Here is a 17,743-nt window from a genome sequence, read left to right on the forward strand (position 1 = left end):
TCTCCTCTCGCGCACGTGGAATGGGGCCGCCCCGGCGAGGCGGCGGCGCGCCATAGCATAGCGCGCCCGGTTGTCTCGCGGGCGGGTCGGGATGCGCTAGAGTGCTTCCGTGAAGCGATCGCCGACCGACGCGCTCCGCAACGTGCCGCCGCGGGAGTTCGTGGGCGCGCGCAAGGCCCTGGCGGCGCGGCTCGCGCGCGAGGGCAAGACCGCGGCCGCGCGCGAGGTCTCGCGTCTGCGGCGGCCGAGCCCGGTGGTGTGGGCGCTCAACCGGGCCGCGACCACGCACCCGCGTGAGCTGGCCGCGCTGGCCGAGTCGGTGGACCGCCTGCGCCGGGCGCAGCTGGGACGGGGCGATCTCCGCGCGGCCACCGCCGAGTACCGGGCCGCGTTCGACCCGCTGATGCGCGCGGCGACGGCGGCGCTGCGCGAGGCCGGCTCCGGCGTCTCGGGGGCCATCGATCGCCGGATCCGCAGCACGCTGCAGGCCGCGGTGACCGATCGAGGGCGGCGGGCCGACCTGGGCGCGGGCCGGCTGAGCGAGGAGCTGACCGATCCCGGCTTCGCGGTGCTCACCGGCGCGCCGGTGCCGGCCGAGTTCCTCGACGCCCGACCCGCTCGCCCGCGGTCCGCCTCGGCCCGCTCGAAGGCGCGCGGCGAGGGTCACTCGCCCGCGGCCGCGCCCGCCGACGCCCGGCGGCTCGCGCGGCAGCACGCGCGGGCCGCGCGGAGCGCGGCGCGCCAGGCGCGGGCGTTGGAGCGCAAGGCGCAGCAGGCGGCGCGGGCGGCGACCCGCGCGGAGCAGCGGGTGGAAGCGATGCGTCGGACGCTGCGGGCGCTCGAGCAGCGGAGCGCGGCGCTGCGGGCGGCGGCGGACGAAGCGCGCAAGGCGCACGAGGAGCACGGTAAGCTTCCGGCGGGAGAAAGGAGCTAGCGACGTGAAGAGCCTCCAGGGGCGGGTGGCGGTGGTGACGGGCGCGGCGAGCGGTATCGGGTTGGCGCTGGCCGAGCGCTTCGCGGCGGAGGGCATGAAGGTGGTCATGGCCGACATCGAGGCGGCCGCGCTCGCCACCGCGTCCGAGGGCCTGCGGGAGAAGGCGCCGATCCACGCGACGCGAGTGGACGTTTCGCGTCCGGAGGAGGTCGAGCGGCTCGCGGTCGAGACCTACCGCGCGTTCGGCGCGGCCCACGTGGTCTGCAACAACGCCGGCGTCGCGGTGATCGGCGCGGCTCACGAGCACACGCTCGCCGACTGGCAGTGGGTGATCGGCGTCAACCTGTGGGGCGTCATCCACGGGGTGCGCGCGTTCCTGCCCCGGATGCTGGCCGGCGGCGACGAGGGCCACATCGTCAACACCGCGTCGATGGCCGGGCTCACCACCGCGCCGTTCATGTCGGTGTACGACGTGACCAAGCACGGCGTGGTCGCGCTGTCGGAGTCGATGTACAAGGAGCTGGCCGTGACCGGCGCCCCGATCGGTGTGTCGGTGGTCTGCCCCGGCCTCATCGACACCAACATCATGCGCTCGTCGCGCAACCGCCCGGAGAGCCTGGCCGACCACGGCAAGGCCGGCCCGCAGGCCCAGGCCTTCGGCCAGGCGCTGTCGAATCGGCTGGTCGGCGGCTATCCGCCGTCGGAGGTGGCCGAGCAGGTCGTCGCGGGCATCCGCGAGGGGCGCTTCTACATCGTGCCGGCCCAGCCCGACGTGAAGGGCAACATCGCGATCCGCGCCCAGGACCTGCTGGAGCTGCGCAACCCGACGCTGCGCCGAGGCTGAGCGGCCCGCGTGGATCCGCGACTCGAGGTCATGGTGGAGGCGGCGCGCGCGGGCGGCGCGCTGGCCCTCGAGCACTATCGCCGGGACTTCGCGGTGTCGCTGAAGGCCGATCGGTCGCCGGTCACCGAGGCCGACCGCGCGGCCGAGCGCGCCATCGCAGAGGTGCTGCGGAGCCGCTGTCCCGACCACGGCGTGCTCGGCGAGGAGCTCGGCGAGTCCGGCCCGCGGGCGCGCCGCTTCATCATCGATCCCATCGACGGGACCCGGAACTTCGTCCGGCGCATTCCCACCTGGGCCGTGCTCATCGGGCTCGAGGAGGCGGGGGCGGTGACCGCCGGGGTGGTGTTCCAGCCGGTGACCGGCGTGCTGCACACCGCCTGGCGCGGGCAGGGGGCGTGGCGCGACGGCCAGCGGATTCGCGTGTCCCCGGTCGACGCGCTCGAGCGCGCGCTGGTGGTCCACTCGTCGATCAACTTCCTCAAGCGCAGCGCGTACTGGGACGGCTTCCTGCGGCTCAGCGACCGCACGCAGGTGCAGCGCGGCTTCGGCGATTTCTCCGCCTACCTCTGGGTGGCCGAGGGGCAGGGGGAGATCGCGCTCTCCACCACCGTGAAGGCGTGGGACGTGGCCGCGCTGAAGGTCATCGTGGAAGAGGCGGGCGGCCGCGTCACCGATCTCGACGGCGGCTCCGGCATCTACGGCAGGACCGTCTGCGCGAGCAACGGGCTGCTCCACGACGAGGCGCTGGCCGCGATGCGGCCGTGAGCGCGGACGCGCGCGCCGAGGAGGCCCAGACCCTCCGCGCGCTGATCGACGCCTTCCGGCCGCCCGCCTGTCCGATCGGCCTCGACGCGGCCACCCGCCGCGCGGTCGAGTTCCTCGCCGCCTTCCGGGCCACCGGCTCCCCGCGCGCGAGCCTGCTCGACACCGGCCTGACCGTGCTCGGCGCGCTCCTGGTCGGCACCGGGGGCCGCCGCGAGCCCGTCCGCCGACGGCTGAGCGCGGTGGAGTCGAGCCTGCCGCCGCTTCGCGACCTCGCGCGATTCGCCCAGCGGCTGGCCACCGTGGTGCTCTACGCCACGCTCGACGAGACGGGCCGGCCGCTCGCCGCGCAGGCCCTCGGCTACGAGGTCTTCGAGGATCGGCCGCGGAGCCGCGGGGCGGCGGTGCCGTCCGAGCCGCGGCTCCCGCGCGCCGCGATCGTCGCGCCGTCCGAGCCGATTCCCGACGAGGTCTACGACGTGGTGGTCGTCGGCTCCGGCGCGGCGGGCTCGGTGCTGGCCGAGCGGCTCACCGCGCGCGGCCGCACGGTGGCCCTGATCGAGGCGGGCGACTACGTGCCGGAGCGCTATGACGGCGCCGGCGCCGGCCGGCCGCGGCCCCACGACGAGCTGGACAACCTGCTCCGCTACTACAAGGACGCCGGGCTGCAGCCCGCCGCGGGCGACTGCCGCATGGTGGTGCTGCAGGGACAATGCGTGGGCGGCTCGAGCGTCATCAACAACGCGGTCTGCTTCCGCATGCCCGATCACCGGCGCGCGGAGTGGGCCCGCGAGTTCGGCGCGGCCTGGGCCGCCGCCCCGGCGCTGGACGAGGCCTACGACCGCATCGCGGCCGAGCTGCGGATCGCCTCCGTCACCTCCGCGGTGCCCGACGGCTGGGTCAATCCGTCGGCGCGCTTCCTGGCCGGCGGCGCCAAGGCCCTCGGCGCCGAAGGGTCGCTGCACGCGTGCTCGGTCAACATCGAAGCGTGCCTCGGCTGCGGCTACTGCAACCTCGCGTGCGCGTACCTGCGCAAGCGCACCGTGCTCCAGACCCTGCTGCCGTCCGCGGCCGCCACCGGCCGCCTGCGCGTCTTCGCGGGGCGGCGGGCGCGCGAGCTCGTGGTGCGCACCACCGCCTACCGCGCCGAGGGCGTGCGGGTCGAGCCCACCCGCGGGGGGACCGATCGCGGGACCATCCGCGGCCGCCGCGTCGTGGTGGCCGCCGGCGCGGTGGGCAGCAGCGCGCTGCTCGGCCGCACGACGGCCCTCGCCCCGCTCGAGCTGCCGATCGGCGAGCGATTCTCGTTCAACTTCGTGAGCCCGGTGCACGCCGACTACGAGGCGCCGGTGCGCGCCTTCGACGGGCTGCAGATGGGCCACTACTGCGTCGAGGATCTGCCCCGCGACGGCTTCGTGATCGAGACGTGGTTCAGCCCGCCCGCGACCCAGTCCCTCGCCCTCCCGGGCTGGATGGACGACCTGCAGGCCAACCTGGAGCGCTACGCCCACTACGCGTGCGCCTCGCCGCTCGTCGGCTCGACCGCGGGCTCGAAGGTCGACGCGCGCTTCGACCCCGAGCAGATCTGGATCCGGCTGGGGAGCGAGGACCTCGATCGGCTCAAGCGGGGCCTGACGCGAACCTGCGAGCTGTTCTTCGCCTCCACTCCGTCGCCGCGGCGCGTGCTCGTCAACACCCTGCGCGACTGGAGTCTGACTCCGGAGACCTACCGCGCGCGCATCGCGGCGCTCGACTCCTTCGGCGACATCCAGATCAGCACCGCCCACCCGCAGGGTGGCAACTGCCTGTCCGCGGATGCGCGCGGTGTCGTCCGGCCCGATTTCCGCGTGCATCACACCCGCGATCTCTACGTGGTCGACGCCAGCGTGTTCCCGACCAGCCTCGGCGTGAACCCGCACTGGACGGTGATGGCGATGGCCGATCTCGCGGCCGGGCACGTCGCCGACGATTGAGGCCGACGTGACGGGCCCGTCCGGTTCGAGCGCCCGGCCGCGAGCCGAGGCCGCGCTGTCTCGGCGCCGATTCCTCCTGGCCGGTCTCGGTGGCCTGAGCGTGCTGGGGCTCGGCGCGCCGGGGCTGGCCCCGGCGTCGCGGCGATCGCCCGGAGCGACGTCGGTGGACGAGGCGGCGGGCGGCATCCGGATCGACGTGCACAGCCGGCTGTTCAACGGCCAGGACGTGCAGCTCGCCCGCCTCTTCGATCGGGTGATCGCGCCGGCCCATCCCGAGCACGCCGACCTCATTCGCGCCGGCGCGGACCTCGCCCAGGCGCTCGCGTGGGCCCTGGCCCCGTCCGGCGCCGACGAGACCTGGCGCCTGGACGAGCTGGCGCGGCGACGCGGGCCCGCGCTCGCGGACCGCGACGACGCCCCGATCCGCGCCGATCTGGAAGCGGCCGACCGGCGATTCCGCGACGCGCTTCCGGTCGTGCTGCCGGGCACCGAGTTCTTCCGCCTCTACCTCGATCGGCTGATGCCCCGCGCGCGCGCCGAATTGGGCGGCCAGGCCGCGGCGCGTCTCGCGCGGATCGCCGGCGCGGGCGCGCTCGAGCCGCGCGATGTCGACTTCCTGCTCGGCGCCGACGGCCCCGAGCGCGCGCTGCTCGCGATCCGCCCGCTGGCCGCCTTCCGCCGCTACACGTACCATCGCTACCTGACCGTCCGGGACCTGCTCCAGCCGGGCGCCGGCCTCGCCGATCTCGTCGTGCCGACGGTGGCCGTGTTCGACGGCGAGCCGCGCCGCAGCGCGCCGCCGACGTCGCGGCGCGACCAGCTGATCGCGATCGCCCGCCTCGTGCGCCTGTGCGGCGGGCAGTTGCATCCGCTGCTTCCCGTCGATCCGGGCGAGCCGGCCGACGCGCGCGAGGCGCTCGCCTTCGTCCGGGATGCGGTGGAGCATCGCGGCTTCGCGGGCGTGACGCTCGCCGCGCCGCTCGCCCTCGCCGCGGTCCCGAACGATCGTCCGCTCCACGCGCTGCTCGACTGGTGCGCGCGCGAGGAGGTGGCCGTCGTGACGCCGGCCACCTCGCCCGCTCGGACGGCGGCCCTCCTCGTCCGTCACCCGGGTCTCCGGCTCGGGATGCGCCGCGCGGCCGCGCCCGCCTTCGCCGAGTCCGGCGCCGGCGCACCGCTCATGCACGGCATCGACTGGATGCGCCGCTCGCTCGAGGGGAGCGCGCGCGAGATCCAGCGTGTCGACGCGGACCGCGGCGGCTCGGCGTTCCGCGGCGGCGACGCCGCCGACTTCCTCGGCCTCCGGAGAGGCCGACCCGCGCGAAAGCGCCTGGAGCGCTTCTACGATCGTCACCGCGTGCCGTCGCCCGCGTGGATGCGGATCCTCGACGCCTCGGCCCCGGGCGGATCGGCTCACGCATGACCTCACCGGTGGAGGTGATCGCGCTGGACCCGTCGCGGCGCGCCCACCGTCGCCGGTTCATCGCGGTGCCGGCCCGTCTCTACCGCGGCGATCCCCGGTACGTTCCTCCACTGCGCCGCGACGTTCATCGGCTGCTCGATCCGGCGATCAATCCCTGGCACCGCCACGCCGAGATCGCCCTGTTCGTCGCGCGCCGCGGGCGCGAGATCGTGGGGCGGATCGCCGCGGCTCACGATCGCCGGCAGGACCCGATGCCGCCGGAGCGGACCGGCGTCTTCGGCTTCTTCGAATCCGTCGACGATTCGGCGTGCGCGGGCGCGCTGCTGGGTGCCGCCGAGCGGTGGGCGCGCGAGCGCGGGCTGGCCGCGATCCGCGGCCCGATCAGCCCGTCCATGGACGACGAGTGCGGCTGCCTGGTGGAGGGCTTCGACTCGCCGCCGGTCGTCCAGATGCCGTACAACCCGCCGTATCACGCACGGCTGCTGGAGCAGGCCGGCTATGGGAAGGAGCAGGACCTGCTGGCCTACGAGTTCCTGTCGAGCCAGGAGGTGCGACCGCCGATCGCCCGCATCGCCGACGCGATCGAGGCGAGCGACGACTTCCGGCTTCGCCGCGTGGACCTGCGCCGCTTCGACGACGAGGTCCTGATCGTGCAGCGCATCTACAACTCGGCGTGGGAGCGGAACTGGGGCTTCATGCCGCTCGATCCCGCCGAGATCGCCTGGCGGGCCCGGACGCTCAAGCAGATCATCGACCCGCGATTCGCCCTCTTCGTCGAGGCCCGTCGCGGCGAGGCGTTCGAGCCGGTGGCCTTCGGTCTGGCGGTCCCGGACGTCAACGAGATCCTCATCCGCCTCAAGGGCCGGCTCACCCCGCTGGCCGTCTTCCAGCTCCTGCGAGGATTGCGGCGCGTCAGCTGCATCCGCGTGATTTTGCTCGGCGTTGTCGCCGAGTACCGCCGGCGGGGCCTCGAGGCGGTGCTCATCCGCGAGATCCACCGGCGAGCTGCGCGGGACGGCATCGCGCGCGCCGAGCTGTCGTGGGTGCTGGAGGATAACGTTCTCATGAACCGCACGATCAAGAAGGCGGGAGGCCGCCACTACAAGACCTATCGGATCTTCGTGAAGCGGCTCTCACCGTGACCTGGAAAAATTGACAGTATCGGAAACTCCGTTCATATTCCATGCTCGTACCTGACGTCGGCACCCAGAACGCGACAAGGAGCGCGATGCCACCTCCCGATGTGACCGGAACGCCCGCGCCCCGGCGCAGGACGGGAAAGCTGCGCGTGATCTCCGCGCGCGCGGGCTCGGCGAACGGATCGGCTCCGGATCCGGCGATCGTCGAACGCGAGCACGACGAGGGCTCCCGCGATCCGGTCGACGCCTACGGTCATTTCTGCCGTCCCGGCGTCGTGCCGCTGCTCTCCGCCATCGGGCTCGATGCGGTCTACGAGCGCGCGCAGGGCGACACCATCTGGATGCGGCGCGACGGGCTGCTCGTCCCCGTCGTCGATCTGGTGGGCGGCTACGGGGCGAACCTGTTCGGCCACCACCATCCAGACCTGGTGGCCGCCGCCCGCCACTGCTTCGACCAGCAGGTTCCCTTCCAGGCGCAGGCCTCGATCCGCGCCGGCGCGGCCCGCCTCGCCGAGGCGCTCTGCCGGCGGCTCGGCGACTACGTGGTGACCCTGACCAACTCGGGGACCGAGAGCGTCGAGGCCGCGATCAAGCACGCCCTGCTGGAGCGCCCGCGGCCGACGCTGTGGGCGGTGCGCGGCGCGTTTCACGGCAAGACGCTGGGATCGATCCAGTTCACGTGGTCCTATCGCGAGCCCTATCAGGGGCGCGGCCCGCAGGTGCGCTTCCTCGATCCCCACGATCCCGAGGACTGGAAGGCGGCGGCGGCCGAGATCGATTCGGTCTCGGCGATCCTGCTGGAGCCGGTGGCCGGAGAGGGAGGCATCCGGCAGCTGCCGTCGGCGTTCGTGGAGTGGGTGATGGCGACCTGCCCTCCGGCCGGCGTCCCCATCATCGTCGACGAGATCCAGAGCGGCATGGGTCGCACCGGCACGTTCCTCGCGTCCGAAACCCTCGGGCTCGCGGCGGACTATCTCTGCCTCTCGAAGTCGCTGGGCGGCGGCATCGCCAAGATCGGCGCACTCCTCGTCCGGCGGAGCCGCTTCGTGAACGAGTTCTCGCTCCGCCACACCTCGACCTTCGCGGAGGACGAGTACGCCTGCGCGATCGCGCTCGAGGCCCTCCGCCTCATCGACCGCGACGACCTGCCCGCCCGCTGCCGGGCCCGCGGCGCGTTCCTGCTCGCCGCGCTGCGTGGAGTCCAGGCGCGCTTCCCCGACCAGGTGAAGGACGTTCGCGGGTTCGGGCTCATGGTGGGGTTCGAGCTGCACGACCACGCCGACGCGAGGTCGTACAGCCTGCGGATGCTCTCGCGCCAGAGCTACCTCGGCTACGTCGCGTCGGCCTACCTGCTGAACGTCCATCGCGTGCGGGTGGCCCCGACCCTCGGCGATCCGAGGACCCTGCGGCTCGAGCCCTCGGCCTACGTCAGCGAGGAGGCGCTCGCCCGGTTCGTGCGGGGCGTCGAGGAGCTGTGCGCGCTGCTGCGCGCCGAGAACGTGGCCGCGATCGCCGGGCACACCGTGGGCTTCATGGGCGGCGCGACGACGGAGGGCCCGGTCGCGCCCCGTCCGGATGTCCAGGAGGACCCGCGCACCGCGCGGCGGGTCGGCTTCATCGGCCATCTGCTGCTCGACGAGCACGTGACCATGGTGGATCCCTCGTATCGATCCTTCTCCCCGGCCGGGCTCGAGGAGTACCTCGATCGGACCGCGCCCATCGTGGACCCGATGGTCTTCGATCGCATCCACGTCCGCTCGCTGACCGGCGAGGAGGTCCACCTGAGCTTCGTCGGGCTCGACATCACGTCGCGGCAGTTCGCCCGCGCGCGGGACGCGAAGAACTCCCGCTGGATCGCCGAGAAGATCGAGGCGGCGGTCCAGGTCGCGAAGGACGCCGGCTGCAGCGCGGTCGGGTTCGGCGGCTACACCTCGATCGTGACCGCGAACTGCCGGCGCGTCCGCACGAACGGCGTCGCGCTGACCACCGGAAACGCGCTGACCGTCGGCATGGGCGTGGCCGCGCTGCGCGAGGCCGCGCGCCGGCGCGGCATCGATCCGGCCGCGAGCCGGCTCGCGGTGGTGGGGGCGGCCGGCAACATCGCGAGCACCTACGCGGTGCTGATGGCCCCCGAGGTGCGTGAGGTCGTGCTGGTGGTGCGGAACCTGCGCTCCCCGAAGATTGCCCCCATCGTGGCCGCGGTGGAGGCCGCCGCCCCCGGCCGCGTCGTCCGGGTGGTGGACGATCTCGCCGCGCTGACCGGCTGCCCGCTCATCGTGTCGGCGTCGAACACCCCGGAGCCGCTCATCCACCCGCGTCACCTCGGCCGCGGCCCCGCGGTGATCTGCGACATCTCGCTGCCCGCCGACGTGTCCGACGCGGTCGCGGCCGAGCGGCCCGACGTGCTGGTGGTGACCGGCGGCGTGGTGCGGCTGCCGCTGGACACGCACTTCTCGGTCGGCGGGGTCCCGCTCCCGCCCGGGCACGTGTTCGCCTGCATGGCCGAGACCCTGCTCATGGGCCTCGAGGGGACGTGGAAGGCCACGTCGATCGGACCGGTGACCGCCGAGAGCGTCCGGCACGCGATGGCGATGGCGGAGAAGCACGGCTTCACGGTGGGCGACGTCGGCGCGAACACCTCCGCCGCACGCTTGATGGGCCTCGGGTCCTCGCAGCACCAGCGGCCGCGGACTGCCTGAGGTGGCCGCGCCGCCCGCGCGGCCGGCCGCCCCCGCGCTCCCCGATGCGCCCGCCCGCGCGGCGGGGACGGCCCGCTACCACGTCCGCCTCGTCGACAGTGCCGGCGATCTGCCCGCGGCGGACTGGGCGACGGGCCGTGAGATCGCGGGCCACGTGTTCATGGACTCGCGGTTCCTCGGCGCGGTCGAGCACGCGTTCCGCGGGCAGGCGCGCTTCTTCCACGCGCTCGTGTACGACGAGGCGACGCGCCCGCAGGCGTGGGCCTCGCTCTGCTCGTTCCCGGTCGACGTCACCACGCTGGCCGGGCCCGGCGTGCAGTCCGTCGTGCGCGGCATTCGTTTCGCGCTGCCGCGGCTCGGGCTGCTGCGGACGTTCTTCGTGGGCCTCCCGGTGTCGCTGGGCCAGAGCCATCTCGCCATCGCGCCGGGGGCCGACGCCGCGATGGTGATCGACGCGCTGGGCGAGGCGGTCGAGCAGGCCGCCGCGCGCGAGGGAGCCTGGCTGGTGGTCTGGAAGGAGTTCGACGAATCGGCGGCGGCGCGCCTGGACCCGCCGCTGCGGGCGCGGGGCTACCGCCGCGCGGAGTCCCCGCCGATGCACGAGCTGGACGGCCGCTTCGCCGACTTCGCGGCCTACTGCGCCGCGCTCACCTCGCACTACCGCAGCGACGTCCGCCGCTCCGAGCGGAAGTTCCGCGCCTCCGGGCTGCGCGTCGTCCACCTGCGCGATCCCGAGGAGATCCGGCGCGTCTACACCGCCGACGTGCACCGCCTCTACGAAGCCGTCGTCGCCCGGGCGACCGTGAAGCTCGAGACGCTGCCCGTCGAGTTCTTCCGGGAGCTGACGCGCCGGCTTCCCGGCCTGGTCAGCCTCACCGCGATCTCCGACGGCGAGCGCATCGTCGCCTTCAACTGGGGGATGATGGACGGCCGGGTGCACCACTTCCTGTTCTGCGGGATGGACTACTCCGTCGCACGCGACGCCGATCTGTACTTCAACCTGATGTACCACCAGCTGGACGACGCCCTGCGCCGCGGCCCCGAGCGCATCGAGGTGGGGCAGACCGCCGACATGTTCAAGGCGCGCCTGGGGTGCCGCGCGGCCTCGCGGTACTTCTACGTCAAGGGGGGCCGGCCCGCCGCGCGCGCGGCCCTGGCGCGCGCCTTCCGGCTCGTGTTCCCGGATCGCCCGCCGGTCCCGTCGTACGCCGTCTTCCGCCGATGATCTGCGTGGTCACCGGCGCGACCTCGGGGATCGGCAAGGAGACCGCGGTCGCGCTCGCCAAGGGCGGCGCCACCGTCGCGATGGTCTGCCGCACGCGCGACCGGGGCGAGGCCGCGCTCGCCGAGATCCGGCGCCGCGCCGGCCACGACGCGGTCTCGCTCTTCGTCGCCGACCTGTCGTCGCAGCGGGCGATCCGGGCGGTGGCCGCGGAGCTGCAGGCCGCGCTGCCGCGCATCGACGTCCTGGTCAACAACGCCGGGCTGGCCCTGCGCGACCGCCTCGTCACCGAGGACGGCTTCGAGAACACCTTCGCGGTGAACCACCTCGCGTACTTCCTGCTGACGCGCCTGCTCCAGCCCACGCTCCTGGCCAGCGCTCCCGCACGCGTGGTCAACGTCTCCTCGGAGGCGCATCGCTGGGGCTCGATCCGCTTCGACGACCTCATGGGCGAGGTGGCGTACGACGGCTGGAAGGCCTACGCGCAGTCGAAGCTCGCCAACGTCCTGTTCACCTACGAGCTGGCGCGACGACTGGACGGCACCGGGGTGACCGCGAACTGCCTGCACCCGGGCCTGGTCGGCACCGCGTTCGCCAGCCGTGGGCCGTCCCTCATTCGCATCCTCTCGCGGCTCGCGCGCCCGCTCCTGCGCAGCCCGGCGAGCGGCGCGGCCACGTCGGTGTACCTGGCCTCGGCGCCCGAGGTGGCGACGGTGACCGGTCAATACTTCGCGGGCCGGCGGGCGCGCCGCTCGAGCCCGGCGTCCTACGATCGGGCGCTGGCCGCGCGGCTGTGGGGAGTGAGCGAGCGCCTGGTCGGGTTCTGAGTCAGACCAGGTCGGGGCTCTGGATGCGGAAGGCGAGGATCACGCGCAGGATGCCCAGCAGCAGCCCGAAGGCGGCGACGTGCAGGGCCAGGGTCATGAGGTCCTGAGGCGGCCGCGCGAGGATCAGCACCCCGAAGATCAGCGAGATCACCGCGGTGGCCACGATCAGCGGCCGGCCGCGCCAGCTGCCCCGTAACACCATGGCCTCGATCACCTGCAGCACGCCCGTGATGATCGCCCACCAGGCGAGAACCACCAGCGGCTTCAGCCACCACGCGAAGAACAGCACCAGGACGCCCGCGACGACTCCCGTCAGGCCCTTGCACGCGAGCAGCCGCCACCGGCCACCTCGGGTGAGTCCCCACGCGGCCGCAAACAGGGCCACGAGGCCGTCGATGAGCGCGAAGCCGGCGAAGAACGTGGCCATGAGGGCCGCGGTGATGCGCGGGAGCCAGAAGGCGAAGAGGAGCATCGCGCCCTCCGCCAGGCCGAACAGCAGGGCCAGGATCGCGCGGAAGCCGAGCGCCCACTGCACCGGCTGCTCCAGCCTCGGCGGACCGCTCGACATCGGCACCGGCCGGGAGGCCATTGGCCGATCTCACCACGCCCCGCGTCGGACTGCCATGGGACCAAGGTCGCACAGAATCCGCGCCGGTCGGCCACGTATTCGTCGGTGCTGTCGAGGCGCGCGCGCCTCGGTCATGAGACCAAGGTCCGATGGCGGTGCCTGGTTTCTCCGGCGACAATCGGCTCTCGACCGGCGCGGGGACCGCCGCCTGCGGATCCTCCGGCCCGGTCGCCGTGTCACCGGACGGCAGCCCAGGGTGGGAGTTTCGGGGCGCGGCCGGTGGCACGGTTCTCGGGGCCGTCGGGGTGTCATCAGAGCGCCGAGGTCGCCTTCGATGGCCGCTCCGGCCGCGCACGGTGACATATCGGTCCGCTATGGGACCAAAGTCTTATGGCGTTTCCGGGCTGCTCGCCTCAAAATCGCGCGGTGAAAGACAAGGTTTGGGTGTCCGAGGAGGAGAGCCGTGCGCCTGACTGACAAGACCATTGCCTGGGTGACCGTGCTTCTCCTGGTCGTGCCGCCGCTGGCACCGGCTCAGACGCCACCGCCGCCTCCCGCCGGCCCGGCTCCCGCTGCCCCGCCGCCAGGTAGCGCGCCCTCTGGCGCCCCCGCGCTGCAGGCCAACCCGTTCACGGCCGAGCAGCTCGATCAGCTGACGGCGCCGATCGCGCTCTACCCGGACCAGCTGATCGCGCAGGTCCTGATGGCCGCGACCTATCCGCTCGAGGTCGTGCAGGCCGCGCGCTTCATGAAGGACAATGCGAGCCTCAAGGGCGATGCCCTGAACGAGGCGCTCAAGCAGTACGACTGGGACGACGCGGTCAAGTCCCTCGTCACGTTCCCGCAGGTGCTGTCGATGATGGACAGCAAGCTCGACTGGACACAGAAGATCGGCGATGCGTTCCTCGCGCAGCAGAAGGACGTGCTGGATTCGATCCAGCGCCTGCGGCAGCGCGCGCAGGCCTCGGGCAATCTCAAGAGCACGCCCGAGCAAACCGTCACGGTGGAACCTGCTCCGGCCTCATCCTCGACGGTGGTCGTGCAGCAGCAGCCGGCCCAGGTCATCACGATCGCCCCGACCAACCCGCAGGTGGTGTACGTGCCCACGTACAACCCGACCACGGCCTACGGGGCCTGGCCATATCCGGCCTATCCGCCGTACGCCTACTATCCTCCGGGCTACATGGCGGGCGCCGCGATGTTCTCCTTCGCGGCCGGCGTGGCCGTGGGCGGCGCGCTCTGGGGCAATTGCAACTGGGGCGGCGGCGAGGTGGACGTCGACGTGAACAAGAACAACAACTTCACGAAGAACGTGAACCGGACCGATGTGGCCGCCAAGCGAACCGAGCGGCAGACGAACCGGCAGAGCCAGAGCTGGCAGCACAACCCCGAGAACCGCAAGGGCGCCCAGTATCGGGACCAGGCGACCCAGCAGAAATACAATCGCGGCGGCGATCGGCAGGCGGCCCAGTCCCGGGAGGACTTCCGCGGACGCGCCGACCAGGGGCGGCAGGACGTCGGCGGCGGAAGAGGTCAGGGCGGCGCCGGCGGCGACCGGCCGGGCGGCGGCGCGGGTGGCGAGCGTCCCGCGACCGCTGACCGACCGGGTGGTGGTGACCGACCCGGTGGTGGCGATCGACCCGGCGGCGGTGACCGGCCGGGCGGCGGCGCGGGCGGGCAACGTCCGGCCACGGCTGATCGGCCCGGGGGTGGTGATCGCGGCGGAGCAGGCGGTGGCGCGGGCGGGCGAGCGGAGGGCGGATTCGGCGGCGGTGGTGGGGGCCAGGCCCGAGGCGGAGGCGGTGGCGGCAGCGCTTTCCAGGGCATGGGGCAGGGCGGCGGCTCCGCACAGAACTTCAGCAATCGCGGTCAGTCGAGCCGCCAGAGCATGGGCTCCTCGCGCAACGCCGCCACGAGGCCGTCGGGGGGCTTCAGCGGGGGCGGCGGCGGCGGTGGCGCTCGTGGCGGCGGGGGCGGCGGCGGCGGTCGCGGAGGAGGACGGCGATGAGGAACATCGGCAGGATCGCCGGTCTGCTGCTCGTGTTGATCCTGGCCTCGTCGCCGGGGCCGCCAAGCGACGCGGCCGATGCGAAGCAGCGGCGGTTCACGACGCCGGAGCAGGCCACGACCGCGCTGCTGGATGCGATCAAGACGGGCGATCGCAAGGCCCTGGTCGACGTGCTGGGGGCGGAGGGTCGAAGCCTCGTGTCCTCGGGGGATGCGATCGCCGATCGCAACGCCGGTCAGCGATTCGGCGCGGAGTACGACGAGGCGCACCGCATCGAGGCCGGCGGCGGCAAGCTGGTGCTCCACGTGGGCACGGAAGACTTCCCGTTTCCCATTCCGCTCGTCCCGGACGGGCCGGAGTGGCGCTTCGACACCCAGGCGGGCAAGGAGGAGATCCTCAATCGCCGGATCGGGCGCAACGAGCTGGAGGTGATTCAGGTGTGCCTCGCCTACGTCGACGCGCAGCGCGACTACTACTCGGCGGACCGCAATGCCGACGGGCTGCGCGAGTACGCGGCACGATTCGCCAGCACGCCGGGAAAGCGGGACGGCCTCTACTGGCCCACGAAGCCCGGCGAGCCGCTCAGCCCGCTGGGTCCGCTGGTCGCGCAGGCGCGAGGTGAGGGCTATCGCAAGGCCGACGGCCGCACGCCGATCCCCTACCACGGCTACTACTACCGCATCCTGACCGCGCAGGGACCGGCTGCGTCGGACGGGGCGTACGACTACGTGGCGCACGGCCACATGATCGGCGGCTTCGCCCTGGTGGCCTATCCGGCCCAGTATGGCAACTCGGGCGTCATGACGTTCATCGTCAACCACGAGGGCGTCGTCTACGAGAAGGACCTGGGCCCGGACACCGCCGCCGTCGCGCGCGCGATGAAGCTGTACAACCCCGACTCCACCTGGAAGAAGGCATGAGGGAGACCATGACGATCCGGGCCCTGACCCTGCTCCTGACGATCCTCCTGCTGGCCTCGCCCGCGCTCGCCGCCGAGCCGGAGCCGACGCTCAAGAAGATCAAGCGCACCAACACCATCGCGCTCGGCTACCGGGAATCCTCGCGCCCCTTCTCCTTCGTCGGCGACGACGGCAAGCCGGCCGGGTACTCGGTGGATCTCTGCACGCGAGTGGCGGCGGCGGTCGGCAAGGAGCTCGGGCTGCCGGGTCTTCAGACCAAATGGGTCAAGCTCACCGTCGAGAACCGGATGCCGTCGGTGATGAACGGCACGGTGGATCTCGAGTGCGGCTCGACGACCGCGTCGCTGAAGCGCCAGGAGCAGGTGGACTTCAGCCTCCTGACGTTCGTGGACGGCGGGAGCCTGCTCGTCACCGACAGCTCCAACATCGTGGGCGTGATGTCGCTGATCGGCAAGCGCGTCGCGGTCATCCCGGGCACCACGACCGAGAAGAGCCTCGACGAGGCGCTCAAGCGGCACACCGTGACCGCCACGGTGGTGCCGGTGAAGGACCACGCCGCCGGCGTGGCCGCGCTGGATTCGGGCGCCGCCGACGCCTACGCCTCGGACCGCGTGATCCTGATCGGCATCGGCCGCACCTCGAAGGACCCGGCCAAGCTCTCGCTGGTGGACGACATGTTCTCCTACGAGCCCTACGGCCTCATGATGCGCCGGGGCGATCCCGCGTTCCGTCTCTCCGTGAATCGGGCCCTCGCCGCCATGTATCGCTCGCGGGAGGTCGTGCCGATCTTCGAGAAGTGGTTCGGATCCATGAGCACCGCCGGGCATCTGATCGGCGCCATGTACATCATCAACGGACTGCCCGAGTAGGTTCGCGATCGGGCCCGTCTTCATCGACGGACAGTCTCGCCCGGCCGCCCGGTTTGCTCGCCGATGACCACGAGGAGTTGCCGCTGATGGTTCGAGCGGGCATTCACTGGGGACGAGGAGACGCGCGATGAGACGCCGCCGGACCACGCGACACGCCTTGGGTGTGCTGCTCGGCTCGCTCTTGCCCTTCGCCCCGGGCGTCTCGAGCGCGCAGCCGGTCGACATCCCGCCCACCTGGGGCGGCGATTTCTGGGATCGGCCCCGGCTCACCGGCAGCTGGTGGGGCCTGCGCGACGACCTGGGCAAGAAGGGCGTGGTGCTCGACACCGACCTGCTCCTCACCCCGCAGGGCGTGAGCGGTGGCAAGAACACGGCGGCCGAGTTCTGGGGCAACGCCGAGTACACCCTCAACGTGGACACGCAGAAGCTCGGGCTCTGGCCCGGTGGTTTCCTCAAGGTTTCCGGCCAGACCAGCTTCGGGACCAGCGTGAACGAGGATTCCGGCGCTCTCGTGCCGGTGAACGTCGCCACGATGATTCCCGACCTCGACAACAACACCAGCGGCCTCACGAACCTGACGTTCACGCAGTTCCTGAGCCGCCAGTTCGGTCTGTTCGCGGGCAAGATCTTCCTGGTGGACGGCTTCCAGGGCGAGTTCGCGGGCAACTACCGCACCCAGTTCATGAACACGGCGCTGGCCTTTCCCATCACGGCCGCGCTCATGCCGCTCTCGGCCTACGGCGGGGGCGTCGTCGTGATCCCGTGGGAGGCCCTGATCCTCTCGGCGATGGCGGTCGATCCGAGCGGCACCATCACGAACAACGACATCTCCGAGGCGTTCGACGACGGGGCGATGGTCATCGCCGGCGCCAAGCTCACGATCAAGCCCTTCGGCCTAGTGGGACATCAGGGCTTCGGTGGCATGTGGAGCAACAAGTCGCGCCTCTCGCTCGAGCAGGATCCCTCCAACATCGCCAGGCTCCTGTTGCAGGAGCGGTTTCCCCGGCTCGCGGATCCGGGACCTCCACTGACGCGATTCCTGCAGCGATTCCGGCCCGATCTGCTCACTCCGACTCAGCCCCCGAATCGCGAGGACACGAGCTGGTTCGTGTACTATTCGTTTGATCAGTACTTCTGGCATCCCGGGGGCGATCAGACCCGTGGCATCGGGATGTTCTTCAACTTCGGCGCGTCCGACGGGAAGGCGAACCCGATCAAGTACAGCTTCGTCACCGGCATCGGGGGCAAGGGCGTGGTGCCGGGACGCCCGCATGACTCCTTCGGAGTCGGCTGGGCGCGCACCGAGGTCAGCGGGAACTTCGTGCCGTTCCTGCGCGACACCTTCAACCTCGGGCTGGGTACCGGGGACACGGTGGAGATGTACTACAATGCCGCGGTGACCCAGTGGCTCAGCGCGAGTCTCGACCTGCAGATACTCAATCCCGTCATCAAGAAGACGGTCAGCTCGGGCGGCGGAGGGGTGAAGGATATCGACACCGGCATCGTGGTCGGCGCACGCATGTACGTCCGGTTTTGATCGCTCGCGGCACCGGAC

The 17,743-nt window shown here is 72.3% G+C and carries 14 protein-coding genes; 13 read left to right on the forward strand and 1 reads right to left on the reverse strand.

The window, feature by feature from the left end; translation table 11 throughout:
- Positions 1-109: 109 nt before the first annotated feature.
- From VKN16_05460 to VKN16_05500, 9 genes are all read left to right on the forward strand, one after another.
- Positions 110-934 carry a hypothetical protein gene (locus VKN16_05460; GenBank protein HME93643.1) on the forward strand — a complete coding sequence of 275 codons (825 nt, stop codon included), beginning with the start codon at positions 110-112 and terminating at the stop codon, positions 932-934.
- 4 nt (positions 935-938) lie between these two features.
- Positions 939-1,778 (forward strand): SDR family NAD(P)-dependent oxidoreductase, encoded by an 840-nt coding sequence (locus VKN16_05465; protein ID HME93644.1) that lies wholly within the window; start codon positions 939-941, stop codon positions 1,776-1,778.
- A 9-nt stretch (positions 1,779-1,787) separates the two neighbouring features.
- Positions 1,788-2,543, forward strand: coding sequence for an inositol monophosphatase family protein (locus VKN16_05470; GenBank protein ID HME93645.1), 756 nt, complete (start codon positions 1,788-1,790; stop codon positions 2,541-2,543).
- The gene (locus VKN16_05475) at positions 2,540-4,513 is read left to right on the forward strand and encodes a GMC family oxidoreductase N-terminal domain-containing protein (protein HME93646.1); all 1,974 of its coding nucleotides are present in this window, start codon (positions 2,540-2,542) and stop codon (positions 4,511-4,513) included. The genes VKN16_05470 and VKN16_05475 overlap by 4 nt, the downstream gene beginning before the upstream one ends.
- A gap of 7 nt (positions 4,514-4,520) precedes the next feature.
- The gene (locus VKN16_05480) at positions 4,521-5,936 is read left to right on the forward strand and encodes a hypothetical protein (protein HME93647.1); all 1,416 of its coding nucleotides are present in this window, start codon (positions 4,521-4,523) and stop codon (positions 5,934-5,936) included.
- The gene (locus VKN16_05485; protein HME93648.1) at positions 5,933-7,078 is read left to right on the forward strand and encodes an N-acetyltransferase; all 1,146 of its coding nucleotides are present in this window, start codon (positions 5,933-5,935) and stop codon (positions 7,076-7,078) included. The genes VKN16_05480 and VKN16_05485 overlap by 4 nt, the downstream gene beginning before the upstream one ends.
- A gap of 146 nt (positions 7,079-7,224) precedes the next feature.
- Positions 7,225-9,774 (forward strand): aminotransferase class III-fold pyridoxal phosphate-dependent enzyme, encoded by a 2,550-nt coding sequence (locus tag VKN16_05490; GenBank protein ID HME93649.1) that lies wholly within the window; start codon positions 7,225-7,227, stop codon positions 9,772-9,774.
- A gap of 1 nt (position 9,775) precedes the next feature.
- The gene (locus VKN16_05495; protein ID HME93650.1) at positions 9,776-10,999 is read left to right on the forward strand and encodes a GNAT family N-acetyltransferase; all 1,224 of its coding nucleotides are present in this window, start codon (positions 9,776-9,778) and stop codon (positions 10,997-10,999) included.
- The gene (locus VKN16_05500; GenBank protein ID HME93651.1) at positions 10,996-11,823 is read left to right on the forward strand and encodes an SDR family oxidoreductase; all 828 of its coding nucleotides are present in this window, start codon (positions 10,996-10,998) and stop codon (positions 11,821-11,823) included. The genes VKN16_05495 and VKN16_05500 overlap by 4 nt, the downstream gene beginning before the upstream one ends.
- 1 nt (position 11,824) lies before the next feature.
- On the opposite strand, the gene VKN16_05505 is transcribed toward VKN16_05500, so the two are convergent.
- On the reverse strand, positions 11,825-12,412 hold the full coding sequence (locus VKN16_05505; GenBank protein HME93652.1) for a DUF308 domain-containing protein: 588 nt from the start codon (positions 12,410-12,412) through the stop codon (positions 11,825-11,827).
- Positions 12,413-12,854: 442 nt separating this feature from the next.
- On the opposite strand from VKN16_05505, the gene VKN16_05510 reads away from it, so the two are divergent.
- The 4 genes from VKN16_05510 (at position 12,855) to VKN16_05525 (ending at position 17,725) form a co-directional block, all read left to right on the forward strand.
- Positions 12,855-14,399 carry a DUF3300 domain-containing protein gene (locus VKN16_05510; protein HME93653.1) on the forward strand — a complete coding sequence of 515 codons (1,545 nt, stop codon included), beginning with the start codon at positions 12,855-12,857 and terminating at the stop codon, positions 14,397-14,399.
- Positions 14,396-15,319, forward strand: coding sequence for a DUF2950 domain-containing protein (locus VKN16_05515; GenBank protein ID HME93654.1), 924 nt, complete (start codon positions 14,396-14,398; stop codon positions 15,317-15,319). The genes VKN16_05510 and VKN16_05515 overlap by 4 nt, the downstream gene beginning before the upstream one ends.
- An 8-nt stretch (positions 15,320-15,327) precedes the next feature.
- Positions 15,328-16,188: an amino acid ABC transporter substrate-binding protein gene (locus VKN16_05520; GenBank protein HME93655.1), complete on the forward strand. Its 861-nt coding sequence runs from the start codon at positions 15,328-15,330 to the stop codon at positions 16,186-16,188.
- A 127-nt stretch (positions 16,189-16,315) separates the two neighbouring features.
- The gene (locus VKN16_05525; protein ID HME93656.1) at positions 16,316-17,725 is read left to right on the forward strand and encodes a carbohydrate porin; all 1,410 of its coding nucleotides are present in this window, start codon (positions 16,316-16,318) and stop codon (positions 17,723-17,725) included.
- The last annotated feature ends 18 nt before the right edge of the window (positions 17,726-17,743 follow it).

This window comes from Candidatus Methylomirabilota bacterium (assembly GCA_035315345.1).
In the GTDB taxonomy this organism is placed as follows: domain Bacteria; phylum Methylomirabilota; class Methylomirabilia; order Rokubacteriales; family CSP1-6; genus CAMLFJ01.